Source organism: Streptomyces sp. CA-106110, assembly GCF_050936285.1.
Taxonomy (GTDB): Bacteria; Actinomycetota; Actinomycetes; order Streptomycetales; family Streptomycetaceae; genus Streptomyces.
Map to the genome: position 1 here is coordinate 11872943 of NZ_JBNJNB010000001.1, position 26774 is coordinate 11899716.

The 26774-nt window shown below is 69.0% G+C and carries 22 protein-coding genes and 5 pseudogenes; 16 read left to right on the forward strand and 11 right to left on the reverse strand.

Features of this window, described 5'->3' with window-relative positions:
• Positions 1-110: 110 nt before the first annotated feature.
• The 3 genes from ACQEXA_RS55045 (at position 111) to add (ending at position 2924) form a co-directional block, all read left to right on the forward strand.
• Positions 111-1013: a dihydrodipicolinate synthase family protein gene (locus tag ACQEXA_RS55045; protein ID WP_433133929.1), complete on the forward strand. Its 903-nt coding sequence runs from the start codon at positions 111-113 to the stop codon at positions 1011-1013.
• Positions 1013-1786 carry an SDR family oxidoreductase gene (locus ACQEXA_RS55050; protein WP_432921006.1) on the forward strand — a complete coding sequence of 258 codons (774 nt, stop codon included), beginning with the start codon at positions 1013-1015 and terminating at the stop codon, positions 1784-1786. The genes ACQEXA_RS55045 and ACQEXA_RS55050 overlap by 1 nt, the downstream gene beginning before the upstream one ends.
• A gap of 136 nt (positions 1787-1922) precedes the next feature.
• A complete protein-coding gene (gene add, locus ACQEXA_RS55055; RefSeq protein WP_433133932.1) occupies positions 1923-2924 on the forward strand; it encodes an adenosine deaminase in 1002 nt (333 codons plus the stop codon).
• A gap of 370 nt (positions 2925-3294) precedes the next feature.
• On the opposite strand, the gene ACQEXA_RS55060 is transcribed toward add, so the two are convergent.
• Complete coding sequence (locus ACQEXA_RS55060; protein WP_361003558.1) at positions 3295-3711, reverse strand: hypothetical protein; 417 nt, start codon at positions 3709-3711, stop codon at positions 3295-3297.
• Between the two features lie 183 nt (positions 3712-3894).
• On the opposite strand from ACQEXA_RS55060, the gene ACQEXA_RS55065 reads away from it, so the two are divergent.
• Genes ACQEXA_RS55065 through ACQEXA_RS55075 form a run of 3 tightly spaced genes read left to right on the forward strand, consistent with a single transcriptional unit; the run spans position 3895 to position 5529 of the window.
• Positions 3895-4155, forward strand: coding sequence for a hypothetical protein (locus tag ACQEXA_RS55065; RefSeq protein ID WP_433133935.1), 261 nt, complete (start codon positions 3895-3897; stop codon positions 4153-4155).
• Positions 4127-4654: a DUF6879 family protein gene (locus ACQEXA_RS55070; protein ID WP_432921000.1), complete on the forward strand. Its 528-nt coding sequence runs from the start codon at positions 4127-4129 to the stop codon at positions 4652-4654. Before ACQEXA_RS55065 ends, ACQEXA_RS55070 begins: the two co-directional genes overlap by 29 nt.
• 23 nt (positions 4655-4677) lie before the next feature.
• Positions 4678-5529 (forward strand): helix-turn-helix domain-containing protein, encoded by an 852-nt coding sequence (locus ACQEXA_RS55075; RefSeq protein WP_432920997.1) that lies wholly within the window; start codon positions 4678-4680, stop codon positions 5527-5529.
• Positions 5530-5592: 63 nt separating this feature from the next.
• Here ACQEXA_RS55075 and ACQEXA_RS55080 read toward each other — a convergent pair whose 3' ends face one another.
• Positions 5593-5964: a hypothetical protein gene (locus tag ACQEXA_RS55080; protein ID WP_432920995.1), complete on the reverse strand. Its 372-nt coding sequence runs from the start codon at positions 5962-5964 to the stop codon at positions 5593-5595.
• A 382-nt stretch (positions 5965-6346) separates the two neighbouring features.
• Between ACQEXA_RS55080 and ACQEXA_RS55085 the strand changes: the two are divergent.
• Positions 6347-7375 (forward strand): annotated as a pseudogene (locus tag ACQEXA_RS55085) (helix-turn-helix domain-containing protein); the annotation flags it as partial.
• Positions 7376-7508: 133 nt separating this feature from the next.
• Here the strand turns inward: ACQEXA_RS55085 and ACQEXA_RS55090 are convergent.
• The 6 genes and pseudogenes from ACQEXA_RS55090 to ACQEXA_RS55115 all read right to left on the reverse strand — a co-directional run bounded on the left by ACQEXA_RS55090 (position 7509) and on the right by ACQEXA_RS55115 (position 13274).
• Entirely contained in the window at positions 7509-8738 is a 1230-nt protein-coding gene (locus tag ACQEXA_RS55090; protein ID WP_432942438.1) for an IS110 family transposase, read from the reverse strand.
• Between the two features lie 227 nt (positions 8739-8965).
• Positions 8966-10141, reverse strand: coding sequence for a transposase (locus ACQEXA_RS55095; RefSeq protein ID WP_433133937.1), 1176 nt, complete (start codon positions 10139-10141; stop codon positions 8966-8968).
• Positions 10142-10153: 12 nt separating this feature from the next.
• Complete coding sequence (locus tag ACQEXA_RS55100) at positions 10154-11383, reverse strand: IS110 family transposase (RefSeq protein WP_432938746.1); 1230 nt, start codon at positions 11381-11383, stop codon at positions 10154-10156.
• Positions 11384-11651: 268 nt separating this feature from the next.
• Positions 11652-12425, reverse strand: coding sequence for an IS630 family transposase (locus ACQEXA_RS55105; protein ID WP_432921848.1), 774 nt, complete (start codon positions 12423-12425; stop codon positions 11652-11654).
• Positions 12323-12727 (reverse strand): annotated as a pseudogene (locus ACQEXA_RS55110) (helix-turn-helix domain-containing protein); the annotation flags it as partial. The pseudogene ACQEXA_RS55110 and the gene ACQEXA_RS55105, both read right to left, overlap by 103 nt.
• Positions 12728-12785: 58 nt before the next feature.
• Positions 12786-13274, reverse strand: coding sequence for a transposase (locus ACQEXA_RS55115; RefSeq protein ID WP_433133939.1), 489 nt, complete (start codon positions 13272-13274; stop codon positions 12786-12788).
• A gap of 117 nt (positions 13275-13391) precedes the next feature.
• On the opposite strand from ACQEXA_RS55115, the pseudogene ACQEXA_RS55120 reads away from it, so the two are divergent.
• The 5 genes and pseudogenes from ACQEXA_RS55120 to ACQEXA_RS55140 all read left to right on the forward strand — a co-directional run.
• A pseudogene (locus ACQEXA_RS55120) lies at positions 13392-14167 on the forward strand (3'-5' exonuclease); the annotation flags it as partial.
• A gap of 735 nt (positions 14168-14902) precedes the next feature.
• On the forward strand, positions 14903-16588 hold the full coding sequence (locus ACQEXA_RS55125) for an FAD-dependent monooxygenase (protein ID WP_433133941.1): 1686 nt from the start codon (positions 14903-14905) through the stop codon (positions 16586-16588).
• A gap of 593 nt (positions 16589-17181) precedes the next feature.
• On the forward strand, positions 17182-19383 hold the full coding sequence (locus tag ACQEXA_RS55130) for an ATP-binding SpoIIE family protein phosphatase (RefSeq protein WP_433133943.1): 2202 nt from the start codon (positions 17182-17184) through the stop codon (positions 19381-19383).
• Between the two features lie 62 nt (positions 19384-19445).
• The gene (locus ACQEXA_RS55135) at positions 19446-19610 is read left to right on the forward strand and encodes a hypothetical protein (protein ID WP_433133945.1); all 165 of its coding nucleotides are present in this window, start codon (positions 19446-19448) and stop codon (positions 19608-19610) included.
• A 253-nt stretch (positions 19611-19863) separates the two neighbouring features.
• Positions 19864-20229 (forward strand): annotated as a pseudogene (locus tag ACQEXA_RS55140) (alpha/beta hydrolase); the annotation flags it as partial.
• On the opposite strand, the gene ACQEXA_RS55145 reads toward ACQEXA_RS55140, so the two are convergent.
• On the reverse strand, positions 20164-20562 hold the full coding sequence (locus tag ACQEXA_RS55145) for an STAS domain-containing protein (RefSeq protein ID WP_432920977.1): 399 nt from the start codon (positions 20560-20562) through the stop codon (positions 20164-20166). The pseudogene ACQEXA_RS55140 and the gene ACQEXA_RS55145 overlap by 66 nt on opposite strands.
• A 35-nt stretch (positions 20563-20597) precedes the next feature.
• Complete coding sequence (locus ACQEXA_RS55150; protein ID WP_433133947.1) at positions 20598-22019, reverse strand: transposase; 1422 nt, start codon at positions 22017-22019, stop codon at positions 20598-20600.
• A gap of 198 nt (positions 22020-22217) precedes the next feature.
• On the opposite strand from ACQEXA_RS55150, the gene ACQEXA_RS55155 reads away from it, so the two are divergent.
• The 4 genes and pseudogenes from ACQEXA_RS55155 (at position 22218) to ACQEXA_RS55170 (ending at position 25891) form a co-directional block, all read left to right on the forward strand.
• Positions 22218-22799 carry a helix-turn-helix domain-containing protein gene (locus tag ACQEXA_RS55155; protein ID WP_433128951.1) on the forward strand — a complete coding sequence of 194 codons (582 nt, stop codon included), beginning with the start codon at positions 22218-22220 and terminating at the stop codon, positions 22797-22799.
• Positions 22712-23350 carry an IS630 family transposase gene (locus ACQEXA_RS55160; RefSeq protein ID WP_433134462.1) on the forward strand — a complete coding sequence of 213 codons (639 nt, stop codon included), beginning with the start codon at positions 22712-22714 and terminating at the stop codon, positions 23348-23350. The genes ACQEXA_RS55155 and ACQEXA_RS55160 overlap by 88 nt, the downstream gene beginning before the upstream one ends.
• A 69-nt stretch (positions 23351-23419) precedes the next feature.
• A complete protein-coding gene (locus ACQEXA_RS55165; RefSeq protein WP_433133949.1) occupies positions 23420-24685 on the forward strand; it encodes an IS701 family transposase in 1266 nt (421 codons plus the stop codon).
• 203 nt (positions 24686-24888) lie between these two features.
• Positions 24889-25891 (forward strand): annotated as a pseudogene (locus ACQEXA_RS55170) (IS5 family transposase).
• Positions 25892-26224: 333 nt separating this feature from the next.
• Here the strand turns inward: ACQEXA_RS55170 and ACQEXA_RS55175 are convergent.
• Positions 26225-26458: a transposase gene (locus ACQEXA_RS55175; RefSeq protein ID WP_433133951.1), complete on the reverse strand. Its 234-nt coding sequence runs from the start codon at positions 26456-26458 to the stop codon at positions 26225-26227.
• Between the last annotated feature and the right edge of the window lie 316 nt (positions 26459-26774).

Genomic DNA, 26774 nt, shown 5'->3' on the forward strand with positions numbered 1-26774 from the left:
CACGCCGCCCCGGGAGGACCGCGCGCGACTGCGGCCCGTCCGCCGATCCACCGCGGGATCCGGCGGCAGCCGTTCACAGCGCACGAGTAGTGAGGAACCGAGGAACAGGAATGTCATCGACCACCCTGAAACCCGGAGTCTGGGGCGTTCTCGCGACCCCCTTCACCGGGCCCGCCCTCGACATCGACACGACCAGCCTGGCCGGTATCGTCGAGGCGTACGAGCGTGCGGGAGCCACCGGCCTCACCGCGCTCGGCGTCTTCGGCGAGGCCGCACAGCTCGACACCGGTGAACGGCGCGCGGTCCTTGAGACCGTCGCCGCCAACAGCTCGCTCCCGCTCGTGGTGGGAGCGACCTCGCTCGGCACCGCGACCGTGGCCGAGGAGACCCGGCTGGCGCAGCAGGTGCTCGGCGACCGGATGGCCGCCGTGATGGTCCAGGTCAACTCGCCGGACCCGGCGGTGCTCGCCGAACACCTGCGCGCGGTCCACCGGCGGACCGGTGCCAGCATCGTCGTCCAGGACTACCCCGTGGTCAGCGGGGTGCGCATCGCAGTCTCCGCACTCGCCAGGGCACTGCGGGACCTGCCGTTCGTCGCCGCCGTCAAGGCCGAGGCCCCGCCGACCCCGGGCGCCGTCGCGGCCCTCACCAAAGAGTTGGACGTCCCGGTCTTCGGCGGGCTCGGCGGCATCGGACTGCTGGACGAACTGGCCTGCGGCGCCGCCGGCGCGATGACCGGCTTCTCCTACCCCGAAGGTCTGATCGCCTGCGTGGAGGCGTGGCAGAGCGGCGGCTACGAGCAGGCCAGGCAGGCGTGGCTGCCGTACCTGCCACTGGTCAACTTCGAACAGCAGGCCCAGATCGCGCTCGCCATCCGCAAGGAATGCCTGCGCCGGCGCGGGCTGTTCCAGGACTCCGCCGTACGGCCGCCCGCCTCGGCCATGCCGGACACCCTGGCCGAGCAACTCCAACGCCACCTGGACGCCGTGGCGCGGACGACGGGGACGCGCTGATGGACCTCGGACTCAAGGGACGCACCGCTCTGGTCTGCGCCTCCACCCAGGGACTGGGCGAGGCCACCGCACGGACGCTCGCCGCAGAGGGCGCGAGCGTCGTCATCTGCGGGCGCTCCGGCGACCGCGCGCGGCAGATCGCCGGCGAACTGCCGGGCGCGATCGGGATCGCCGCCGACCTGCTCGCCGCCGACGGCCCCGAACGGCTGGTGGCCGCCGCCACCAAGGCACTCGGCGCGATCGACGTCCTGGTCCTCAACGGGCCGGGCCCGCGGCCCAAAGCCGCAGCCGACGTCACCGCGCAGGACGTCACCGAGGCGGTCGACGCGCTGGTCCGACCGCAGCAGCGGCTGGTCGCCCTCACCCTGCCCGCCATGCGCGAACGCGGCTGGGGCCGCGTGCTCGCCATCGGCTCCAGCGGCGTCGCCGCCCCGCTGCCGCAACTGGCCTCGTCCAACCTCGCACGGGCCGCGCTCGCGGCGTACCTCAAGACACTCGCGGCAGAGGTGGCCGCGGACGGAGTCACCGTCAACCTGCTGCTGCCCGGCAGGATCGGCACCGAGCGGGTGGCCCGCCTGGACGCCGCGGCCGCCGAGCGGACCGGCCGCTCACCGGCCGAGGTCGCGGCCGAGTCCCGCCGCACCATCCCTGCCGGCCGCTACGGACGGCCGCAGGAGTTCGCCGCCGCCGCCGCGTTCCTGTGCGGCGCCCCCGCCTCCTACGTCACCGGTGTCGCCCTGCGTTGCGACGGCGGCCTGATCCGCAACCTGTGACCGACCCGCCGGCGCTCCGCCCCCGAGCCGGCGACACCCCTACCACCACCGCCGCGTGCGACCTCACCGGCCGCCCGTGCCAGACCCTGGAACAAGCAACGCCCGCGGGCGCGGCCGGAAACGGAGGACACACCAAATGAACGGAGAACAAGTCCCGCCGGATCTGCTCTCACTTCCCAAGGCCGAACTGCATCTGCATCTGGAGGGCGCGCTGCGCCCCTCCACGGCGGCGGAGTTGGCCGATGCCCACGGTCGGCCGGCGCCGCCGGTCGGGCCGTTCGCCGGGCTCGGCGAGTTCGTGGGTGCCTACGAAGGCGCCCGCGACCTCGTCGGCAGCCTGGACGACCTGCACCGGATAGGGCGTGAACTGGTCGAGGACGCCGCTGCCCAGGGGGTGGTGTGGAGCGAGGTGTACCTGATCCCGCCGAGCTACGGCGGCCGGCTCGGCCCGGCGGAGGGGATCGTCGAAGCGGTTCTTGACGGCATGCGGGCCGGCGCGACCGAGGACTCCGCGGCGGGCGTGATCGTCGGAATCAACCGCGGGCTGCCCATGGAGTCGGCACGCCGGTCGCTCGAACTGGCCGTCGCCTACCGCGAAGCGGGGGTGGTCGGCCTCGGTCTCGCGGGTGACGAGGCCGGCCATCCACCCGAGCGCTTCACGGAACTGTTCCGCGAGGCCCGGGAGGCCGGGCTGCCCGCGGTGCCGCACGGCGGCGAGGGCGCGGGTCCGGCCAGCGTCCGGACCTGCGTTCAGGCGCTGGGCGCGTACCGGATCAGCCACGGGGTCCGGGCCGCGGAGGACCCCCGGCTGCTCAGCGAACTCGCTGAGCGGGGCGTGTGCCTGGACGTCTGCCCGACCTCCAACACGCTTTTGCAGGTCAGCAGTTCCCTGGCGGACCACCCGCTGCCCGCCATCATGGCCGCGGGCGTGCCCGTGACGGTGAACAGCGACTGCCCGCTGTTCTGCGGCACCACCCTCCTCGAGGAGTACCGGCGAGTGCAGGAATGGCTCGCCCTCGACGCGCCCGCGCTCGCCGACCTCGCGGAGAGCTCCGTCCGCTTCAGCGCGTGCCCCGCTCCCCGGCGGACGGCCGCACTGACCCGACTGGCCGCCTGGCGCGCACGGTCAGGGGGGTGAAAGCGGTCGCGGGCTGCGGGACGTGGGACGTTCGGGGTGTGCCGGGTCCAGGGGGCGTCCACCGGGCGGCCGCCCACGTCGTCGCCGGGCCGCGTGGGTGTCGCGCCGTGGGCAGGCCCGCCGTCTCACCCTGCGGCGCCGTCACTTCTTCCCCCGTCGCTGACCCGTCTGAAGTCATCCCACAGATAACACCCCAATACCTGCGGTAGCGCGATCCGGGACCTGCGGTGGTACCTCAGGGGTTGGGTGACAGCGGCCTGCCGGCACCAGGCGTGCAGGTAGACGGTCGGGGCCGCCGCCGACCCTGTCTCGACGTCCCGTTTGACGTAGTCCTGGCCGGGCTTGATCCGCTCGTCGCAGCGTGCGCAGATCATCGGCGGTACTGCCTGACGAGGCGGTACAGGCCTCGCCCTATCTCGCACCGGCCGGCCTCGTCCGCACAGTCCTTGCACGTCGTGCAGTGGGCGAACAGGCTGTGGTGCGCGCGGTCCGCGACGCAGGTGTGGCAGGCACGCGGGAACCATCGCGTGGGCGTGGTGGAGCCGCGTAGGGGGCTCATGTGCTCGCCGAGGGCGACGGCCTTCTCGCCGGTGAGCCTTTTGCCGTCGTGCCATACGCATGTGGCTCCGCGCCTCTGATCGTCGGTCAGCCCGTCGAGCGGGGGAAGCGCCAGAACGGCCAGTACGTCGGGCGGGATCTCTTGGACGACGCTGCTCACCGGATCGCCGCCTCGGGCGGCCGGGCTGTGCCTTGCCTCATGTCGGCGCTCCTTCGCGGCGTCGGCCATGTCCCGGCAGGCTTTGCCGCCTCGCCGGGATTTCGTCGTTTCTCCCGACGCTAGGAGCGTGAACAGCGCCATCGCCAGGAATGTGCACCGATGTACACGCGGCTTGTTTGCGGTCTTGACCTGCCATGTGTGCCGCATAACGGTGGTGTACATCCCTGAACACACAGAGCAGTGGAGGCGACTGTGGATCTACAGTTCATCGGGATCGACCCGAACACCGGCGACGGCGAGAGCCCGACCGTGTGGGTCGACCAGGAGGCGAGGGAGCTCGTACTGCAGGGCTGGAAGCCGGGACCCGAACTCGAAGCCGAGTGCGCTGCGTTCGCAGTCCCCGGCCACGCGGTAGGCATCCCGGACCACGAGGCCCTGATCCGTATCCCCGCCAGGATGGTGCCGATGATCAGAAAGGCGTGCGATGCCGTCGAACGTGCCGACATTTCCTGAGCTCCTCGGCTCGGCAACGAGCACTGCTGTCCACCTGGAGATGCGCGACTCCTACGCCGTGGACTACGAGAAAGGCCCGTTCGCCGACTGGCGGGCGGGGCACCGGCACAACCCCGCCGACCGGGCGTCCTGGTGGCGCGCGTGGCTCGATCTCATCCAGGAGACCGTGGGCCGCGGCGTCGTCGTACGTCGGGCGCGCATCGTGTCCGAGCCGGTCAGCGAGTACACCCGCTTCCTGTACGACAACACCTTCACCAACGTCGCCGCAGGGGAGCAGGTGCGCTGGCTGCCCCGCCGCCAGGCCAGCACAATCGCCCTGCCGGGCAACGACTTCTGGCTCATCGACGGCCGACTCATCCGCTGGAACCACTTCACCGGCCAGGGCGCCTCGGCAGGCGGACAGATCAGCGAGGACCCGGCCGCTGCGAAGCTGTGCGCCGACGCCTTCGAAGCAGTGTGGGCACGCGCGATCCCACACGACCAATACACGATCAGCTAACACGGAAGGTGCCCGGCCAGCTCATGCCCATCTCCCCGTCCTCGTCGGCCCAGGCCGCCCGCGAAGCCGTCGCGCAGCGCCTGAAAGAACTCCGTGCCGACGCCGGAATCACCGGGCCTGAGCTGGCCGCACGCTGCGGCTGGTCCCACCCGAAGACGTACCGCATCGAGGGCGCCCGCACCCCGCCATCGGCCAACGACATCCGACGATGGTGCGAAGCCTGCGAAGCCACCAGCCAAGCGGACGACATCATCGCCCAGTCCCATACCGCCGAGTCGATGTACCTGGAGTGGCGACGCAAGACCCGCACCGGACTGAAGCAGCTGCAACACAGCTACGTGCCGCTGTTCAAGGCGACGAAGCAGTTTCGGATCTACTCGCCGACGATGGTGCCCGGCCTGCTGCAGACCGAAGGCTACGCACGCGGCCTAATGACCTCGATCACCCGCTTCCGGGACATCCCCGACGACGTCGCCGACGCGGTCGCCGCCCGACTGGAACGATCCCGCATCATTCACGAGCCCGGCCACCGGTTCACGATGGTCATCGAGGAACCGGTGCTCCACTACCGGCTGGGTGACCCCGATGCGATGGCCGCCCAACTGGGCTACCTCCTCACGGCCGGGGCGCTGCCACAGGTGTCACTGGGCATCATCCCCAGCACGGTCCAAGAACGCCCGATGTGGCCGCAGGAACTGTTCCACCTGTACGACGAGACCCTCGTCTCCGTCGAACTGCTCGCAGCGCGCGTCCAAGTCACCCGGCCCTCCGAGATCGCCCTCTACGTGAAGGCATTCGAGCAACTGCGCAGCATGGCCGTATACGGAGCAGACGCCCGCGCCCTGATCGTGAAGGCCATCGACGCGCTGCACTGACCCTGGGCATGACAGAACGCCCCCTGCACGACCATGGTGGTCGCGCAGGCGGCGTCGTCATGCCTACGTGCGTCGCGGCAGTCCCGAGTCACGCAGCCAGGCCTTGCCGGCCGGGCTCCAGGAGACGCGGGAGCCGAAGGAGACCCAGAAACCGAACTCACTGGGGGTCGGCTCGGCGTACTGCTCGGTCCAGACGCTGTTCAGACAGAGCTGGACGCCACCCCCCTTGAAATCGGGCAGGTCCCGCCAGCCGCAGTCACAGCTGACGTTCATGGTCAGTGGCCCGAGTACGGAGACCATCCGGTCCAGTTCCTCCTCGGGCTCGCTGCCGGGGCCGCCGAAGGACGGGGTCAGGTTCAGAAAGAGGTTCATGTCTTCGGGCAACGGCCAGAGGTCGGCCAGGTCTGGGCGGAGCTGCGTGTCCGCTATGAACACGTGGCTCGACTCCTGACGATCGAACGAGAGACCACGGCATGCCAGTTCGCCCAGGAACGGGCCGATGGAAGGCAGATACCGTCCCGTTCCCCGGCGAACCGTCCGACGCTGAAGGTGTGCAGTGCGCGCAGGTACTGCTCGAGTGTGGTGACCGGCTCCAGTTGGGGCCAAGGGCTGTTGGCCGAGTCGACAACAGGGCGTGATCCGGAAAGCCGAGACGGGCTGGCCCTAGCCACACTGAGGTCGCTCAACCTTCGGCGAGAAAAGAAACTCAACCTTGGCTGCGACAGGTCAAGGGACTATCCGGATAACCGCGCACCTCTCCCAACTCCACGCAAAATGTGTGTGATTGACGTGCGATTGAGTGTGTGTTTCAGGTAGGATGAGGGTGGAGGTGACGCTTGTGTCCGATGAGCAGAACAGGCTCTTCACGGCGGTTGACGCCCTGCTCGAGCAGGCTGCCGCGCCGGACGTTCTGCCTGCCCCGGCCGAGCGTAAGCGGCTACGCGAGGCGGCGAGTCTGAGCCAGGAGCAGATCGCGACCGCTCTGCACGTACGGCGGGAGACGGTGACCGGCTGGGAGTCCGGCCGCACTGAACCGCGCCCGCCCAAGCGGGCCGCCTACATCCGGCTCTTGGACGGCCTCGCTGCCCGCTTCCCCCTACCCCCGTCTCTCGCCGCCTCCGCACCGCGGCCCCTTCCCGCTCCGTCCACCACAGCGCAGCCGGCAGCCCCCGCATCAATGGCGGCACCCAAAACACGGCCTGCGGCTTCGGCTCCCGCATCAGCGACACCGCGCCACCCAGGTCCCATGAAGGGCACGGCGAACAAGCAGGCGGCCCCAGCCAACACGGATGAGCGCTTCATCAACGGGCCGCTCGCCGTCGTCGACGGGGACGGCTCCGCGTACTGCGTCGGCGGCCTGGTGCTCGACTGCCCCCTCACCGACCTACCGGTAATGGTGGAGTGGACACTGCTCGAGGCGAAGCTCGGCGCACCCCGCCTTCACCGCTCCGGCAAAGACGCCGACCCGCTGATTGTCCTGACCGCATCCGCCACCCAACGCCTCGGCCTGCCGACCGTGCTCGAGGACCGACGCGGCCTGCGCCTGCCCGACGACCACCCGGCCATCTAGCAACTAGCGGTAGCACAGTGGAAGTTGACCAAGCGAGGCTTCGGCCCCTGGGCACGCGTCTACCGCACCGCCGAAGGCACCCGCCGCCACTGCGTCCAGTTCGCCATCCTGCCCTGGGACGCCCTCGACACCCGCGCCTGGGGCCCCGCCGACCAACTCGAGTCAGCCGAACTCGCCCGCCTGCTGGGCACCTACGCCACCCGCGTCCACACTCCGCGCGGCTCCACCGCCGTCACCGGCCTGGAACTGATGACCGCACTGCGCCCATCCACCCGCGACCCTGTTGCCCATTCGGCTACGCGGCGAGGCTGAGTTCGAGTCGGGCGAGGTGGCTGGTGTGGCGGCGGTCGAGTGGCTTGCCGTTCCACCAGGCGTTGAGTCGGATGAGACATCCCATGCCGTAGCGGTGTCAAGCGGCGGTGGCGAGGGTTGCGTGATGTGACCAGGCGGTGGCCTCGTCGTAGTGGGTGCGGGTCTTGAGGCATCCGTGGAGGATGCCGACGAGGCGGTTGCCGAGCTGGCGCAGGGCGGGGTTGTAGCCGATGTCGCGGGCCCGCTGCTTGTCGTAGTAGCGGCGGGCGCCCGGCGAGGTGTTCAGGGCGGAGAAGGCCTGCTTGTGGAGGGCGTCGGAGAGGCGGTCGTTGCGGACGTAGCGGGCCTGGACGGTGTGGCTCTTGCCGGAGGCGCGGGTGATGGGGCTGGTGCCGGCGTAGTTCTTGCGGGCCTTGGCGGAGGTGTAGCGGGTGGGGTCGTCTCCGAACTCGGCGAGCACCCGGGCGCCGGTGATCACACCCATCCCGGGCAGGGAGAGGTAGATCTCAGCGTCCGGGTGCGCGCGAAAATGCGCGCTCACCTGCTCTTCCAGGGCGTCTATCTGCTCGTTCAGGGCGATCAGCAGTTTGGCGTGCGCGACCGCCGCCGCAGCGTAGGCGGCGGCCACCGGGGCGGCGATGCCGAGCTGGGGCTCGCGCAGCGCGGCCTGGATCGCGGCGGCCTTCTGCTCCCGGTTGCGGCGGCGGTGCCGGGCCAGGACCGCAGTGATCTGCTGCTTCGTCAGCTTCGCCGCCGTCTCGGGTGTGGGTGCCTTGATCAGCAGCTCCAGGGCGTCGGTGCTGGTCAGCTCCAGGGCGGCGTAGGCGGTCAGCGCGCCGGGGAAGTACTCACGCAGCGTGCTGCGCAGCCGCTGGAAGGTGCGGGTGCGCTCCCAGATCAGCGTCTGATGGGCCCGGGCGACCACGCGGACGGCCTGGGCCTGGTCGCTGTCCCCGGCCACCGGTCGCAGCTGATCGCGGTCGATACGGACCATGTCCGCCAGCGCATGCGCGTCGCCCTTGTCGCTCTTGGCTCCGGAAGTGCCGTAGCGCTCCTTGAACCGGGCTGCCTGGCGTGGGTTGATCGCGTAGACCCGGTAGCCGGCGGCGATCAGCGCCTGCACCCACGGCCCGCGGTCGGTCTCGATCCCCACCGCCACCCGCTCGGGCTCCAGTTCCTCGCCGCCGTACCGGGCGATGAGGGCGTGCAGCTTCGCGATGCCCTCCACACCCTCCAGCAGCTGCGTGGTGGCCAGCTTGCGGCCCGTCCCGTCCTGCAGCTCGACATCGTGGTGGTCTTCGGCCCAGTCGTCGCCGATGAACAGCACCAGCACCCCAACCCTTCGCTCTCGTAGGATCCTTGCGCAGCCTGCGGAAGGCACGGCTCGCGCCCTAATGGATCCAGTGCTCACACCCAACTGCCCGGTGGGCACGCCATCCCATTAGCAGTCTGGCCTCCCGGCCGACCAGCAGGGGCACGGTCTCATCCCAGAACTCACAGTGGCTCGGGTTGAGGTAGTGCTCACCGGCTGACGGCTACGGACCGTAGTCTCACCTACGACCCGCTGAGCCCCATTAGGTTGAGGGCGACGGCGCTGTGGACGTGTTCGAGGTGGGTCTTGGCCAGGCCGCGGTAGCGGGCCCGGCGACTGTCGGTGGCGGTGAGGGCCTGGTGGATGGTTCCCTCGACGCCGGCGCGTAGGGCGTACGCGTCTTGCCAGTCCCGGTCGGCCTGCTCGGCACGGGCGGTGCGCAGGGCCTCGGTCAGCGGGCGCGGGTTCAAGGTGAGCTGGCGGAAGCCCCGGCGGCTGGTGGTGCACAACTCCCGGACCGGGCAGGGGCCGCAGGTCGGCTTGGTGAAAGCGACCACGATCATCGGATAGCCGTGTTGGGTGCACGGGCTCCAGGAGGAGCTGGCCCGGCCCTGGGGGCAGGTGACCTGCTGGTACTTGAAGTCGATGGTGAACGCGTCGGCCTGGAAGCCCGCGTTCTCGCGGGCTTGGCGGGACTGGTCGAGCAGGACCGGGGTGATCAGTGCGATGCCGTAGGCCTGGCGGGACTTCACGATCAGGTCGGCGCTGGGGTAGCCGGAGTCGAGGTAGTGCTCGCCCGGGAGCAGGCCGCGGCGCTGCAACTGCTGGTGGATGCCGTCCAGGGCCTTGGTGTCGGGGACGGTGGAGGCAGTGGTGGCCACGTTCGTGATCAGGTTCGGGGCGGTGCGCTCCTTCTCGGGCGCGTCCGTGCAGCTCTCGCTCACGTGCAGCTTGAACCCGTTCCAGAAGGTGTCGCGCTTGGCGGACCAGCGGGTGTCGAGATCGTAGGGGGAAGCGATGCGCAGATGGCCGGGCGGCAGCCCGTCACCGCCCTCCTCGGTCCTGGCGCGGCGGGCCACGACCTCGCGTCCGCCCCGCGCTGTGGTACGGGTGTAGTTCTGCAGCAGCACAGTGCGCAGGGTCTGCACCGCGGGCAGCTCGCGCAGCCAGGGTTCGGAGCGCGGATCGTAGACGGCGCTGAGCAGGGCGAAGCCGTCGCGGGCGTAGGTCAGCGCGAGCTGGTCGCGCTTGGTGGCGGAGGAGGGCATGCGCCAGGTGTCGATGCGGGTGTCGTAGCGGCGCGACCAGCCGGGCACGTCCAGCACGTCGGCGACCCAGTGCGGCGCGGCCACTGTCAACGCCTCCACCGCCGCCCGCACGCTCTCCCCGGCCAGCTCCAGGCGGTTCAGACATCCCATGGCGTAGGGATGTCAAGCAGCTGCGGTGAGGGTTGCGTGGTGTGACCACGCGGTGGCCTCGTCGTAGAGGGTGCGGGTCTTGAGGCAACCGTGGAGGATGCCGACGAGCCGGTTGCCGAGCTGGCGCAGGGCGGGGTTGTAGCCGGCGTCGCGGGCGCGCTGCTTGTCGTAGTAGCGCCGCGCGCCGGGCGAGACGCTGATGGCGGAGAACGCTTGCTTGTGGAGGGCGTCGGCGAGGTGGTCGTTGCGCGCGTAGCGGGCCTGGACGCTGTGTGTCCTGCCGGAGGCGCGGGTGATCGGGCTGGTCCCGGCGTAGTTCTTGCGCGCCTTCGCGCTGGTGTAACGGGTGGGGTCGTCCCCGAACTCGGCCAACACCCGGGCACCGGTGACTTCGCCGATGCCGGGCATCGACAGGTAGATCTCAGCGTCCGGGTGCGCGAGAAAATGCGCACTCACCTGCTCTTCCAGCTCCGCTATCTGCTCGTTCATGGCGATCAGCAGTCTCGCGTGTGCGACCGCCGCCGCGGCGTAGGCGGAGACCACCAGTGCCGGGACGCCGAGCTGGGGCTCGCGCAGTGCGGCCCGGATCGCGGCGGCCTTCTGATCCCGGTGGTGTCGGCGTTGCCGGGCCAACACCGCCGTGATCTGCTGTTTCGTCAGCTTCGTCGCCCGCTCCGGGGTGGGCGCCTTGATCAGTAGCTCCAGCGCGTCGGTGCTGGTCAGCTCCAGCCCCGCGTAAGCGGCCAGCGCGCCGGGGAAGTACTCGCGCAGCGTGCTTCGCAACCGCTGGAAGGTGCGGGTGCGCTCCCAGATCAGGGTCTGGTGAGCACGGGCGACGACGCGGACGGCCTGGGCCTGCTCGCTGTCCCCAGCCACTGGCCGCAGCTGGGCGCCGTCAATGCGGACCATGTCCGCCAGAGCGTGCGCGTCGCCCTTGTCGCTCTTGGCCCCGGAAGTGCCGTACCGCTCCTTGAACCGGGCCGCCTGGCGGGGGTTTACCGCGTAGACCGTGTAGCCGGCTGCGATCAGCGCCTGGACCCACGGACCGCGCTCGGTCTCGATCCCGACCACCACCTGCCCCGGTTCCAGGTCATCGCCGCCATGCCGGGCGACCAGGGCGTGCAGCTTCGCGATGCCCGCAACGCCCTCCGGCAGCCGCGCTGAGGCCAGTCTGCGGCCCGTCGCATCCTGCAGCTCGACGTCGTGGTGGTCTTCGGCCCAGTCATCGCCGATGAACAGCACCAGCACCCAACCCTTCACTCTCGTACGGACCTTGCACAGCCGACGGAAGGCACGGCTCGCGCCCTAATGGATCAAGTGCTCACGCCCAACCACCCGGCGGGCACGCCATCCCATCAGCAGTCAGGCCTCCCGGCCGACCAGTAGGGGCACGGTCTGAACCCAGAGCTCCAAGGGCTCCGGTCCCGGTAGTGCTCACCTACTGGCGGCTACGGACCGTAGTCTCTCCTACCGCCCGACGAGCCCCATTACTGACTTCGGCGTTTTGAGGTCAGGGCGGTGGTGAGTCGAGTTGGAGTCCGGTCTCGGTCATGAAGCCGTTGAGTGTTGCGGGGCGGTACTGCAGGCTCTTGAGCCGATTGCGGACCAGGGATTCCAGCCGGTCGACCGTACCGGCGGCGAGGTTGGCCAGACTGCGCTTGCACTGCGACCACACACCCTCTACCGGGTTCAACTCCGGTGCGTACGTGGGCAGGAAGAAGACGGTCAGCCACGGGCGGGCGGCCACCAGTTGCTGCATCGCCTTCGAGACATGGGTGCTGAGCCGGTCCCAGACCAGCACGATCGGCGCCCGCAGCAGTTGGTGGGCGCCATCGACCAGCCGCATGTAGTCGGTCTCCGACAGGCTGCGCCGCTCGCCCCTGCGGCCGTGATGGACGCGGATCCGGTAGCACAGTCGGGTCCGGGAACCGGGCCGCAGTGCGATCAGGCCCGCGATGGAGATGCGGCCCGACCGGCGGCCGGACACCGTCACCACCGGGGTGCGGCCCCGCCGGCCCCAGGTGCGCCCGGTGGGCGGCCGCTGACGCTGACCGGCCTCGTCCTCGAAGCAGATCCAGCCGCCGGTGGCCGCCTGTGTCCTTTTACCTCCGGCCAGGCGCCTTCCTTCCAGGCGGTCACCGCTGCCTCGTCGCGCTCGGCAGCCCGCCGGGCGGGCTTCTGCGGGGTGAAGCCGAGTCGGCGCATCAGCCGGGTCGCCCCCGAGACGCTGTAAGAGACGTGGAACTTCCGGCCGATCAGGGTCGCCACCCGGGCACCGGTCCACACCTGGTCCTCATCCCAGCCGTGCGCGGCCGGGCCCTGCTCCAGCATGGCGGCCAGCTTCCCGCGCAGGGCCGGGCCGAGTTTGCACCGCTGCCCGCCCGGCCCGGTGGAGGCCAGGGCCGCCGGGCCGCTGGCGGCCCAGTTCCGCCGCCACTGGTAGACCGACTTCGGCGACACCCGCAGCTGCCGGGCCACCTCCGGGACGCCGGCCCCGGCCGCGAACAGCTCGGACGCCCGCAGGCGTACTGCCTCACGCCGTGCACGCTCTTTGGCGTTCATCCCGCCACCGTCTGCGTACCTCATACCTCCCGGTCTACCGCCGCATCCGGAGGACGCCAACAGGACCAGCCCCAGCCTGACCTCAAAACGCCGAAATCAGTAGGTCCCGCACCGCGGAGACGATGTAGGTGGAGTCGGTGCGCTGTTTGCCCCCGGCTCCGACCAGACCCTGCTCCGTCAGCCTCTTCAGCAGCAGGTCCAGGACCTTCTCCTCCAGATGGTGCTCGACCACCCGGGTACGGAACTGCGACAGCACGGTGAAGTCGAAGCCGGTGTCGGTCAGCTCCAACCCGAGCGCGTAGGCCCACGAGAGCCGGTCACGCACCGCCTCCGCAGCCTGGCGGTCCGTCAGGTTCTCCGCCATCTGGAACACCGTCACCAACGCCAGCCGACCCGGGGACCAGCCCGCCGGCCCCGTCGCGCCGAAAGCCTGCGCGAACTCCTCGTCCGGGAACAGTTCCCCCAGCCGGTCGCGCACCGCCACCGGCAGCGGCACCTGCCGCCCGTAGTTCTTCGCCCGCACCGCCCGCGCCACCACGGGATCCGGCTCCGGCCACGACTGCGGCTCCATCGACACGCCCATCCCACCCCACGACCGAGGATCAGAAAGGAACCGGCCGCACCACCAACCCTGCCAGCACCACCAAGCCGCTGTCAGCTCTCAACTGCCAATGGGCAACAGGGTCGGCGCGGCGCCAAAGACGTCATGACCGGCTTCGACGGCACCCAGCTGGCCCTCTCACAGTCCTTCCGCTTCGGCCCCCACCTGGCCCAGGAAGCCAACCGCTGGCTGCACATCGCAGGCGCACCCATCCGCCTCACCGGCACACCGACCGTGCCCACCGAACTCGGCCCCGTGGCCTGCCCCGACGCGATCCTGTGCCGCACCAACGCCGGCGCCATGGCCCAAGTCATGACCGTGATGACCGTCGGACAACGGGTCGCTCTGGCCGGGGGAGGAGACGGCCTGCGCGCCCTCGCCCTGGCCGCCCGTGACCTGAAGGAAGGCCGCCGCACCGCCCACCCCGAACTCCTCCTCTTCCCGGCCTGGGGCGAGCTCCAGGACTATGCCGCCCACGATCCCGCCGGGCGCGACCTGCAGCCCCTGGTCGAACTCGTCGACAAGCACGGCACCGACGCCATCCTCAACGCCGTGGACGGACTCGCGCCCGAGCAGCACGCCGAGGTCACCGTCTCCACCGCGCACAAGGCCAAGGGACGCGAATGGGCCCGCGTGAGAATCGCCGACGACTCACCCCGCCGAAGGACAGCGATCAAAAAAACGCCAACGGATGCGCCATTCCCGGGCCGATCGACGACAGCGAGGCCCGCCTCGCCTACGTAGCCGTCACCCGTACCCGCGAGCGCCTGGACATGGACGGACTGTCGTGGATCGACCACCACCCGGATGGAAACCCCCACAGCCAGCAACGGCCCCCGCATGCCTGGTCCTATCAGGGCTGAGAGGTAGCTCGGGGCCCCAAAATGAGCTACGCGACGCGGCCCGGCTGGCCCGCGCTGATCCTCAGGCCGCCTACGAGCGGCTGACGCCTGGTATCAGGAAAACTTGGCACGAGCCACCGAAAGATGCATGGCAGAACGTGCGGCAGGTAACCGAAGGGGCTCTAGCATCGATCTGGGATGATCCAAAGTAAGGGACACCGTGTCAGCACCATGCAGGTCAAGAGGAATCTCGGCGTGGGCAATAGCACCGGAACCGCCAGTGCGGTTGGTGGTGCAGCCCGTGGGGCGGTGCATCTGCCTCATGACGCTTGGCCACGTCGCGCTACGCGGAGCAGTTTCATCTCACCCGCTGCGGTAGCAATTCCCAACGCCCCTAAGATTAAAGGCACTTCAGTTTCAGTCCGTCCGTGGACAGCCCAACGGCCCGGACCTCCGCTGGGAAGACGGCCGTCCTTCGGTATGGAAGGCATTGGCACTCAGGTGCAACGAGCCGTTGTCCGGGCCACTCGAGAGTGGCCTTGATCCGCTGATCGCAGATTTCCTCGGCACCAACAGCCGCTGTGACGGCCATTCGCCCCTCGGGTCCCTTCTTGGGGCGCAAATTTTAGCCATGCCCATGTTCACCTCACCTGCTTTGGAAGTGCGTCCGTGACCGAGACCGTAGTTTCCCTCTTCGAAAGACTCGTCGACGCCGAGCCGCCTGTCGGTGGGCCCGTCGTATTGGATACTGCCTGCGTGCTCGGCGGCAGCGTCGCGGGGCTGCTCGCGGCGCGGGTGCTCTCCGACCATGCGCGCCGGGTCGTCATCATTGAACGCGATGAGGTCTCGGCGGAGGGCACCTCGCGACCTGGCGTGCCCCACGACCAGCAGGTGCACACGCTGCTGCCAGCCGGTCGGCTGTGGATCGAGCGGTGGCTTCCGGGCCTCAGTCACGCGGCACAGGACCGAGGCGCGACGTTGGCCGGCACCGATCTCACGCTCACCGCCGTGGACGGACGCCCCCAAGCGCCGAGCGGAACCGACTACCAACTGCTGTCGATCAGCCGGCCTCTGCTGGAGGCCCTCATCCGGGCCCGGGTCACCGGCCTGCCCAACGTCTCGGTCCTGCACGCCCAGGCGACGGGGCTGCGCTACCGCGACGGCGCCGTCAGCGCCGTCCGCTATGTCACGAACGGGCCGGAGAGGGGAGCTGAGGAGGTAGTGGAGACGGACTTCGTCGTGGACGCGATGGGCCGCTCCAGCAGGCTGTCGGACTGGCTCGGGCAGGACGGCTACGACCAGCCCCGGCTTGAGCGGCTGGAAGCCCCCATCAACTACGCGACCGCCCTGTTCGAACGCCCAGTGAAGTCCGACGACTTGGACAAGGCTTGTGTGCTGGGACTGTTCACGCCGCAGTACCCCTCGGGCGGGGTGTCCGTCGCCGCGGCGAACGCGATCGAGGACGAGCAGTGGCTCGTCATGCTGATGGGGTACGGCAACATCCGGCCCGGCAGGACGATCGACGAGTTCCGCGCGGCCTGCGACAAGTTGCCGGCGATCTTCGGCGAGGCCACCAGCGGCGCTGTCACCCGCGACGTGGTGACCTATCACCAGGCGGAGAGCAGACGGCGCCACTTCACCGAAGCGCCCCGCTTCCCGGCGCGCCTGGTCAGCGTGGGAGACGCCGTGGCGTCCTTCAATCCGGTATACGGCCAAGGCATGAGCTCCGCAGCGCTGCAAGCCTCCTGCCTGTCCTTTTACCTTGGCGACGGCCCTGACCTCGGCACGGCGGCCACGGAGTTCTTCCGCCTGCAGCAGCTGGTCGTGGACGCGGCCTGGTCGGTGTCCACGGCCGGTGACAAGGCCCGCCTCGACGCAACGAACGACCGCGTGGTGCCCGAGGACGTGCGGCGGCAGCGGTGGGCCATGGAGCAGGTGGTCGGCGCGACCCTCGTCGACGGAAGCATCGCGCGTGCGTTCAACGACGTCTCCTACATGCTGCGCCATCCCGCCACCCTGGCCGATCCCGCGCTGCTGGAACGGGCCGTCGCCGCCAACGACGCGGCGTCGGCCAAAATGACGGCAACCCCGCTCGACCGCTACATCGGCCTTGCCGACCGGGCGGTGCACGAAAAGTCGGCGTTGGACGAATTGCTGGCGGTGTTCGCACCCGAAGCGACCGTCCTGATCGGTCCCGAACCGGTGCGCGGGCGCGCGGCCATCGCGGCCTTCTACCGCACCCACTTCGCCACCTTCGCCGACTCCCGGCATTACTGGAACACCACGGTTCTCGAGGACGGCACCTTGCGAGCCGAATGGGTGGCCGCGGCCCGCATGGCAGACGACAGCCTCATCACGGTGGCTGGAGTGGAACATGCGACGGTCGACCAGAACGGCCTGATAACCGACCTGCGCAATGAGTTCACCCGCCTCCCTGGCTAAGACTCCAGTGCTTGAAGGCGTCCTCCGGGTGAACGACACCCTGCAGAGGACCTTCGCCGGCTCATGGGCGAGCTCCAGCTCACCGAGCGGCTCGCCCATGAGCTGAATCGCAGGATCTTGAAACGCCTCCAGGCCGACGGGAGTGTGTGTGAGTAGCCACGGCCAGGACCGCACCATCAGCCAACGCCGCACCTTGAGCAACAGTTTCAACAGCAGCCTCAGTAGTCTCAACAGCTACACCAGCGAAGCGCTGCGGGGCAGCCGCCGCGCAGATCGCCCTCTTGGTGACCCAGCAGCGCTATGACCTCAGGCGAACCCTCACCTTCCACCCCTGTGTCGCGGCAGCCGAAATGCGCCGAAACTTTGCCGGAGACCGCTGCTCCAACAACGAATTCACCCTCGTCAAGCCGCATCAGTAAGCCTGACGCCGCCAGGGTGCGGGGTGCACATATTCTCGGCCGGTGATCGTCCCCGTCACCCTGGCTCGGTCCTCGTGAGCCAGTCTGCTCAGGGGGCTGGTCGGGGCCGACGGCGCGATACTGGCAGTGGTCGTCTGGAGCGTGGCAGTGCCACGAATCGAGGAGTCGACCCTGATGGATTTCTCCGGCCGGAACACCATTCTCGTTGAGGCACTGAGAGAGGCTGTCGTAGCCCTCGACGCCGAGGCTGTCCTTGCCTACCTGTTCGAAGAGGACGGCGAGGCCCTGCGGCTGACGGCAGCGGATGGGACTCCGCCGACGATTTACATCATGCCCGAGCGCATCGCGGTCAAGACTCAGTACCCCACGGCGGTCGCCGCCCGGAGTGGCGAGATCGCCATAGGAGGCCCCTCGGCCTGTACAGCGGTGAGGCTGCCGGGGGCCGTGCCGATCCCCTGGCAGGTGGTCTCGGCTCCGCTCGCGTGCCATGGACACCCCCTGGGGGCTCTCACCGCGGTGTGGGCGCTGGCTCCAACAGCGTCACCAACAGACAAGAGCGGTTCGCACCTCGGGGCGATGGCCGACAAACTGTCGACAAGACTCTCGGAGCTGGCGGAGGCGGGAGTGCCAATGACTCCGGGGCCCAAACCGGTGATCGCGCCGGTCCTGCGTCCGGCCCGCGTCCTCGCCGGTGGTGCCGATGGCCAGGCCGGGGCGAGCGACTGGGGACTGCCGGAGATTCCCGGGTCCAGCGCGATCACCTTCATGTACCACATCCACCAGCTCGCTGCGGCTCTCAACGAGGCCACGAACATCACAGACGTCATGGAGGTGGTGCAGCAGAGGATCATGAAGCCGTTCGGAGCCGAGAGCTTTCTTGTGACCTCGGTTAAGTACGAAAGGCTGTGGGTGGCAGGGTACAGCGACTGCCCCCAGGAAGCCGTGAAGCGCCTGCACGGGTCTAGCGTTCACCTGCCCAGTCCGTTCACGACCGTACTCGAAACGAGGGCCCCGCTGGTCTACTGCGACCAGGCGGCGCTGCTGGACGAGTACCCCGAGGCCGAGGGCCTACCGCGGATCGAGGAGAACGCGGACGGCGGATGGGTCTATCTCCCCATCGGTGTCGGCTCCCGCCCGACGGGCGCGTTCGCGCTCGGGTTCCGCCGCCCGCTGCATCTCGGCATCGATGAACAGGCCGTTTTGCTTATGATGGTCGATCTGCTCGGGCCCACCCTTCTCAGAGCCTGGCTGCACCAGGCAGAGCAGAGCCTTGCCGAGCGTGTGCAGAAAAAGCTGCTGCCGGAGGCCACCTGGGATCTGCCCGGCCTCGCCACCGCAGCCCGATACCTTCCGGCGTGCGCCTCCGGCCTGGGTGGCGACTGGTATGACGTGATCACGCGGAGCCAGGCGAAGGCCGCATTGGTGGTGGGCGACGTCGAAGGCCACAGCATTGACAGTTCCGTGGTCATGGCTCAGCTCCGCACCGGTATTCGTTCCTACCTCATGGAAGGCCACACGCCTACCTCCGCACTGGAGCGGACCAACCGGATGCTGGCCGTGCTCGATCCTGGCCTGCTGGCGACATGTTGCATCGTCGATGTCGACTCCGACGACGGGACACTCGAAATCGCTTCGGCGGGCCACCCCGGGCCTGTGGTCCGCTACCCGGACGGTTCTGTGCTTGCTCCGGATATATCGACCGGCCTACCGCTCGGCGTCGACCTTGACCCGTGCTACAGGCCGACCGAGTTGTCCGTGGTTCCCGGGACAGTTCTCATGCTGTACACCAACGGCCTGAGCGCGTCGTCCGCGGATGAGCTCACCGCGGAGTCGCTGCTCGCTTCGCTCGGCCGCTTTGCGGAGACCCGGCCGGAGCGGCTGGTCGGCCTTGTCCTCCAAGCCTGGCCCGAGCCACCGGTCCGCCGAGACGACGTCGCGCTGCTGATTGCGGAGTACCAGGGCGGCCAGGGCGGCGGTTTGCAGCACGCAGAGGGCACGAGCATCCGCCGCCACAACCTGCAGGGGGTCGGGGCCGCCAGGACCTTCGTCCGCGAGCATCTCCACGAGTGGGGCCTCGACGACCGTGCCGACGAACTGGAGCTCATGACCTCCGAGGTCGTGACCAACGCCCTGGTGCACGCCGACAGCGACGTCGATCTGAGAGTGAAGCAGTACGAGGACCGCGTCCGTGTGGAGGTCCGCGACTCCGACCCCACACCGCCCGTGCCGGAGCCGATCGTCCTGTCGAATCAGCCCGGCTCCGAGTCGGAGCACGGGCGCGGACTGATCATCGTCGACGGTCTCGCCTCCGAATGGGGCAACACGCCGAGCGGTCGCGGGAAGACGATCTGGTTCGAGCAGGCGACCAGAGCCTAACCGGACACCGGGCTGGGGGAGTGTCTAATCAGCAGCGGATCTGATGATCAAGGACACGCCAGATGACCAAGACCGCCGGTGAGCGCGAGTCCGTAGAGCCTTCCGTCGGAGCAGCGTCGGATACGGCAACCGACGAGCAGTTGATCGCGATGATCGTCGACAGGGCCCGCAACGAGGGTCTGCAACTGACCGGAGAAGGCTGGCTGTTGCACAGCGTCTTTGCGTGATTGCCTTCTGTCCGGTTTCGTCAGGTGAGGCCGAGCGTGATCAGGGGACGTCTGTAGTCGCGGGCGGTGTGGCGGAGGGCGCCGCCAAAACGCACAGTGTCACGGCAGCGGACGGCCATGAGACCAAGCTCTACGTGTCCCGCCCGAAGGGCGTAGAGATTCCGCTGCCGCGCGTATACCACATACACGGCGGCGCCATGGTCATGATGGGGGCCACGAGCGCCCCTAACAGCGCTGGCGGCAGGAACTCGCCGCCACCGGTCTGGTCGTCGTCGGCGTCGAGTTCCGCAACGGCGCGGGCAAGCTCGGCCCGCACACCTACCCGGCCGGACTGGAGGACTGTGCCATCGGTCTGAAGTGGATCGCGGCGCACATCGCCGAATTGCAGGTGTCAAACATCGTGGTGTCCGGCGACTCGGGCGGCGGTAACCTCGCTTCCGGCCTGGTGCAGGCCGCCTGGGCTTCCGCTGGGCTCCACCTGTTGCCGGCCACGCCCAGGCCGCTACCGGGGCTCCGTCGACCACACCCAAGTGGTGGCAGAGCCACATGGGTCTCAGGAGCGGGGCCGGCTCGCCAGGCCGCCGGCCAGCGGGCCGCGTCGTGTTGCCTCCTCGGGTGAGCTGTAGAACTCGAAGGCGTCTCCCAGGCCGGTGAACTCGAAGACCCTGATTATTCGGCTGGAGGTACACGTGATCCGCAGTGAGCCCCCACAGCCGCGGATGCGCTTGGTCACCGCCACGACCATGCGCAGCCCCATCGAGTCGAGGAAGGGAACGATGGACAGGTCGAGGACGAAGTGGCGGTGTCCTTCGTCGAGAAGCTTGATCATTGCTTCGCAGATCAGAGGAGCGGTGTGGGCGTCGACCTCGCCATCGACCTCGATAACGGTCCAGCCGTTGATCACGTCGTAGGTGATGGCCATGTGGTCGTTGCGGATCATGTTCGTTCTCATGACACCCCCTTAGCTTGCGATTTTAGCTTCTGTCGTCACTCTGTGTGTTTACCGGTGGTCGGTTCGCTCTTGCGGTAGGGCGGTCGCTTGGATTTCGAGCGGTTCTTCGAGCCTTTCGGGCGGCCTGGGCCGGGGCGGGTGGGTTTCGGCGAGTCGGCGGGTGTGCCGATGCGTGCGCGGAGTCGGCGGAAGCCGAGGCGGACCTTGTAGGGGCTGAGGGGCTTACCCGGGTCCGGTCTTGGGTGCCAGGGGCGGCGCAGGTCGTCCACGAGGTGGCGGGCGAGGCGTAGTTGGGCGTAGGCGCCCATGGTCAGGGACACCCACCGGTCGGTGGCTGCCGCCGAGCTCAGGTGCGCGCTGGCCAGGCCGAGATAGGACTTGGCGAAGCGGTGGAAGTGCTCCTGGTCGAAGCGCCGCAGGTAGGCCTTCCAGAGCAGGTCCGGGTCGGCCGGAACGGGGCCGGCGTGCCACAGCCACAGGTCCTTGGGTGGCTTGCGGCCGTCGGGCAGGTGGTCGACGACCACTTGCAGGACCGTGCCGCGCACGATCGGCAACTGCTTGTCCCGCGGCCAGTTGGCCCAGCGGCCGGTGCTGCCGAGTTTTTGGTGCAGTCCGCTCCAGGCGCGGACGGTCACGGTGCCGTACAGCTCGGACTCCACGGTGCGTTCGAAGTCGGGGGCGTGTCGTTTGGCGGGGTCGGAACAGGAGAACTCCGCGCCGTGGCGCAGCGGCGCGCCCATCTGGCCCGGTCGCCGGGGCGGGGGGTCGAGGTAGAAGACCCGGGTGGCACGTAGCCGGACCAGCAGTTGCACGTCATGGCCGGCCAGGGCGTGGGTGAGGTCGGTGGCGTAGTTGCCGGCGTCGAGCAGGACCAGCGGCGGCGGGTCGCCGGGCTGCCACTTCCCGGTCGCGGTCAGGTCTTTGAGCAGCCCGGTGATCTGGTCGATCGTGACGTCGGTGTGCTCCTCGCCGGGCCGCAGTCGGCGTGCCTCGATGGGGTCGACCCAGGAGGAGGACCCCCACTGGATGCCGACGAGCAGGCTGTAGGGCCAGCCGGGCAGCCAGCGGTCCCCGCCCTTGCCGCGGACCTGCACCATCGTCCGCTCGTCGGCGTACTCGGCGTCGGGGCGCGCGTGCGGAGTGGTGTCGATCGCGAACATCAGCGGCTCGTCCTCCCTGGCCGGGGCCGACAGGCCGATCAGCAGGTACCGCAAGCGGCTACTGCTTATCTGGCCATGGGCCAGGGCGTCGTAGACAGAGCCGTGTCGTCGGCGGAACTCCGGCTCCAAGGACAGCTCAACCGGTGATCGCACCGGGCCCTGCGCGCACAGCATCGCGTCCGCCAACTCGAACAAGGCATCCCCGCGGCGGGTGAAGCAGGCATGGAGACCCGCACGGAACCTGGATAACTCGGACAACGCCTCGACGCGGGCAGGGGTGTCTTGCAGACTGTCCATCACGGCCTTCTGGTGCAGCTGGATCTCTGGCGAGAACCCAGCGTCACCCGAAGGCCGTTCCCATGTCCGGCGAACAGCAGAATCCAAACCTAAACGATCTTCACGTCCTAAAATCGCAAGCTTAGTGCTGCGTTCCTCAAAGTGGGTGTGGACCGCTGGGCGTCAGGGGGCGCATGATGCGTGGTGGAGGACTGTGCCATGTATCTGCCTCTGTACGCGCGTCCGGCGCGTGATCCGGACGAGGAGCACAAGATCCGCAAGCTGGCCGGCGCTCGTCATGCCCCCGCTGATTGGATCCTGCGAGCCCGCATGATCAGCCTCAGCTGGGCCGGGAAGCAGGTCACCGCCATCGCCGCCGAACTGGGTTGCCATCCCAAGACCGTGCGGGAGCGGCTGCACCGGTTCAACGCCGAGGGCATCGACGGGCTCGGCGACCGGCCGATCAGCGGACGCCCGCGCCGGCTGACCGAGGCCGAGCGCTCGGTGGTCATCGCCCTGGCCCAAAGCGATCCTCCCGGGCGCCCGGTGCCCGGCCCCGGCGGCGCCCTTCAGGCCGCCGACGAGACCGGAGCGCCGGCCTGGACGCTGGATACGCTCACCGAGACAGCCCGGGCCGGCGGTATCGACGTGCACCGCAGCCAGGTGCGCAGGATCCTGCTGGCCGAGGGGGTGCGCTGGCGCCGTACCCACTCCTGGGCGACCAGCAAGGACCCCGACTTCGCCCCAAAAGAACGGCGGTCGTCGGGCTCTACACCGACCCGCCGCCGCGCTCCACGGTGATCTGCGGCGACGAGCTCGGCCCGGTCATCCCGCGCACCTTCGCCCCCGCGCCGGCCTGGTCCCCCGACGGGCACAGGATCAAGGCGCCGCTGGAGTACGCCCGCGGCAGTCAGAAGACCTGGGTGTACGGGGGCCTGCGCATCCGCGACGGCCAGGAGGTGACCCTCTGCGCGCCGTCCCGCAACACCGCCGGCTGGCTGAAGCTGCTGCAGGAGATCGCCCGGGCCAACCCGCGGGGCCAGGTCTACGTGGTCGCCGACAACCTCTCCAGCCACGCCAGCGGCCCCATCCGCAGGTGGCTGAGGAAGCATCCGAGGGTCCATCAGGTCTTCATCCCCGTCGGCGCGTGCTGGCTGAACCTGGCCGAGGGGTGGTGGCGGATCTTCCGCAAGACCGCGCTGGCCGGGCAGACCTTCGCCGACCCCGACGAGATCGACCAGGCCACCCGCCTGGCCACCGCCCAGCTCAACGCCCGTGCCAAACCGTGGGTTTGGGGGCGACCCCCGCCACCGCACCGCCGACTACGCCGGAAGTTCGCCTACCTACTTTGAGGAACGCAGCATTAGTAGGACTTTGTTAGCTCGGAAATATTGTGTGCCGGATTTGTGTTGATCTGTTCCGTGACGCCAGAAGAGATCAACGAACTGCGCCCCCGCCTGGAAGCCTTCATCGCCCCGATGCTGGCCGAGCTCCCCCGCGCCGACCAGCGGGAGAAGGGAGAGCTCTACGTCCGGGGCCTGATGATGGATGGGCAACGCAAGTCCATGCAGCCCATGGCCGAACGCCTGGGCGTGGACCACCAGCGCCTGCAGCAGTTCATCTCCTCCTCCACCTGGGACTACACCCAGGTCAGAGCCAACATCGCCACCTGGGCGAGCGGGGCGTTCCCCGTGCGGGCCTGGGTCGTCGACGACACCGGCTTCCTCAAGGACGCCGCCTCCGTCAGCAGTCCCGGGGTGGCCCGGCAGTACACCGGTACCGCGGGCAAGATCACCAACTGCCAGATCGGCGTCAGCGTCAACCTCACCGGCGACACCGCCTCGGCGGCGGCCAACTGGCGCCTGTTCCTGCCCGAGAGCTGGGACCCCGCCCTGATCGACGACCCCGAGCAGGCCGCCCTGGTCCGCACCCGGCGCCGACGCTGCGGCATCGGAGAGGACTTCGGCCACCGGGCCAAGTGGCACCTGGCACTGGACATGCTCGACGAGATGGCCGGGGACTGGGGCCTGCAGCCCCTACCGGTGGTCTGCGACGCCGGCTACGGCGACATCACCGCCTTCCGCCTGGCCCTGGAAGAGCGCGGCCTGGCCTACGTCGCTGCGGTCAAGGCCACCACCAGCGCCCACCCCGGGCAGGCCGTCCCGCAACAGCCCCCCTACGCCGGACGCGGCCCGCGCCCGCGCCCGCGCTACCCACAGGATCCGTCCTCCCTCAAGGAGTTGGCCATGGCTGCCGGGCGAACGGCAGGACACTATGTGACCTGGCGGCACGGCACCCGCGCCAGCAGGAGCAACCCCTCCGCCGCGATGCGCTCGCGGTTCCTGGCCCTGCGCGTGCGCCCGGCCAACCGAGACATCCCCCGTGCCGACGACGGCTGTCTGCCCGAGTGCTGGCTGCTGGCCCAATGGCCCCCGGGAGCGGCGGAGCCGACCGACTACTGGCTCTCGAACCTGCCCGTCGGCACTTTGCTGCGCGACCTGGTCCGCCTCGCCAAGATCCGTTGGCGGGTGGAACACGACTACCGGGAACTGAAGTACGGCCTCGGAGTGGACCATTTCGAAGGACGCAACTTCACCGGCTGGCACCGTCACGTGACCATGGCCGCGCTGGCCCAGGCGTTCTGCACAGAGCTGCGGCTGGACCCAAAAGTCCCTGCTCGGGCCTGACGCTGTACGCCGTCCTGAAGGCACTCCAGACCCTTCTGGCGCTGTGGACCGGGATATGCCGAGCTTGCCGCCAACCACTTCTGCAGAACCAGCAACAAGCCCGAGCTCCCACCTAACAAAGCCCTATTAGGGCGCGTATCGAGTCGCGATCAATCTTGTGGATTTGCCCTCGTGCCGAGGTCTGATCCGGTAGATCGTCTTGCGTGACGCGAGTGCAACTGACAGACGAAGAGTGGGAGTTCATCGGGCCGTACCTGCCGATCGGCGAGTACGGCCCTTACCCCGAGCGCCTGCGGCAGCAGTTCGAGGGCGTGATCTGGCGGTTCAAGACCGGCGGGCAGTGGCGGGAGATGCCGCAGGAGTTCGGCGCCTGGTCGACCGTCTCCAACCGCTTCCGTCAGTGGCGTGACGCCGGCGTGTTCGAGGCCCTGCTGGAGGGGCTGATCGCGGAGGCCGCGAAGCGGGGCGAGGTGGACCTGTCCCTGGTCAGCGTCGACTCCACCACCGCACGCGCTCACCACGACGCCGCCGGGATGCACCTGAGCGAGGACGTGCTCACCGCACTGGAGAACGCCGCCGCCGAGGAGGAAAAGGCCAGGTCAAGGGGGCAGTCCGGAAGGACAAGACGGGCAGGACGCCGGAAACGGCCGCGAGCGGGAAGAACGACGACGCATTCGGCGCCGACGAAAACTCCGGCTGAAGGCCGCTCTCCTCGGACGCTCCAGGGGCGGGCAGACCAGCAAGGTCCATCTCGCCGCCGACCGCAAGTGCCGCCCGCTGGCGTTCGTCCTGACTGCAGGCCAGGCCGCCGACAGCCCGCAATTCATCCCCGTGCTCAAGAAAATACGGGTCCGCGGCCCCGTCGGTCGCCCCCGCACCCGCCCCGACGCGGTAGCCGGGGACAAGGCCTACTCGTCCCGCGGCAACCGCGCCCACCTGCGGAAACGCCGCATCAAGGCAGTCATCCCGGAGAAGAAGGACCAGGCCGCCAACCGGAGGAAGAAGGGCTCCAGAGGCGGACGGCCCGTCAGCCACGACGCCGACCTCTACAAGGAACGGAACGCCGTCGAGCGTCTGATCAACAAACTCAAGGCCTGGCGAGGCATCGCCACCCGATACGACAAGACCCCAGACAGCTACCTCGCCGGCCTCCACCTGCGGGCCTCGATGATCTGGATCAGGGACCTCACCCGGACCGCCCATTGATCACAACCAAATACGCGCCCTAACGCTCTTGGGCGCAGGGTCCGACGTTCTCCATGGTCAGGCGTGTATATCCATAGGAGGCCTGGTTCCAATCGAAGACGCCCGTTTCTTGATCGCAAGCTGGAAGCAAGACACCAACGTCGTCGCGATGATTGCGGAAGTAGAGCGAGGGCCTGGAGCCGGCCTCGGCCTACCCGGCGATTGGATGGGCGAAGGAACTTCGTTCCGCAGCTCCCGACACCCGAGCCGATGCATGCCAGCGCATGCGAAGGGCGTCGAGTTCGGCTCGCTGCTGCCTGGCTGGACCAGCCTCAGTTGGAGAAGGCCTGCTCCTCACACCGTTTGCCAGCACGGTCCGACAGGCGGGAGTTGCCTCCAGGTGTAGCCGGAGGTGGCCACGAACAAGATCGCCGCCAGCGTTTCCCGGTCTCCGGCGCGACGCCGACCCTGACGTCGTTGCACCACGGTGGGGGGACCACCCAGCGGAAGAGCTCCCGCAACGAATCTGGCACCAACCGCACAACCAGTTGAGCCGGTTGCCTCCGTCCGGGGCAGGAAGCGAGGCACTGGGCCCTGGCCGCAAGTCGCAGCACCAAGACTCGGGCGGTGCCCTGATCGCGACTCCGGGCCGGTGAAGTCTCGTGCCGGAGGGCCGCGGGTTGAGGTGCGCTAGCCCGAGTCACATCTGCGGCCTGCGACACCCGATCTCCCCGGCAAGTGACCAAGGGCGTCGGAAGTCGCGCCCGGCAGCGCCCGTTCCGGACGGGGCGCACCTGGTTCGCTCGCCAGTCGAGATCCTCGCGCCGGACCTTCGCCCCCGGTAAGTGCCCACGCTGGCCTGGCCCGCGCCGACTGGCTGCCGGTAGTCATGCCCACCCTGCCC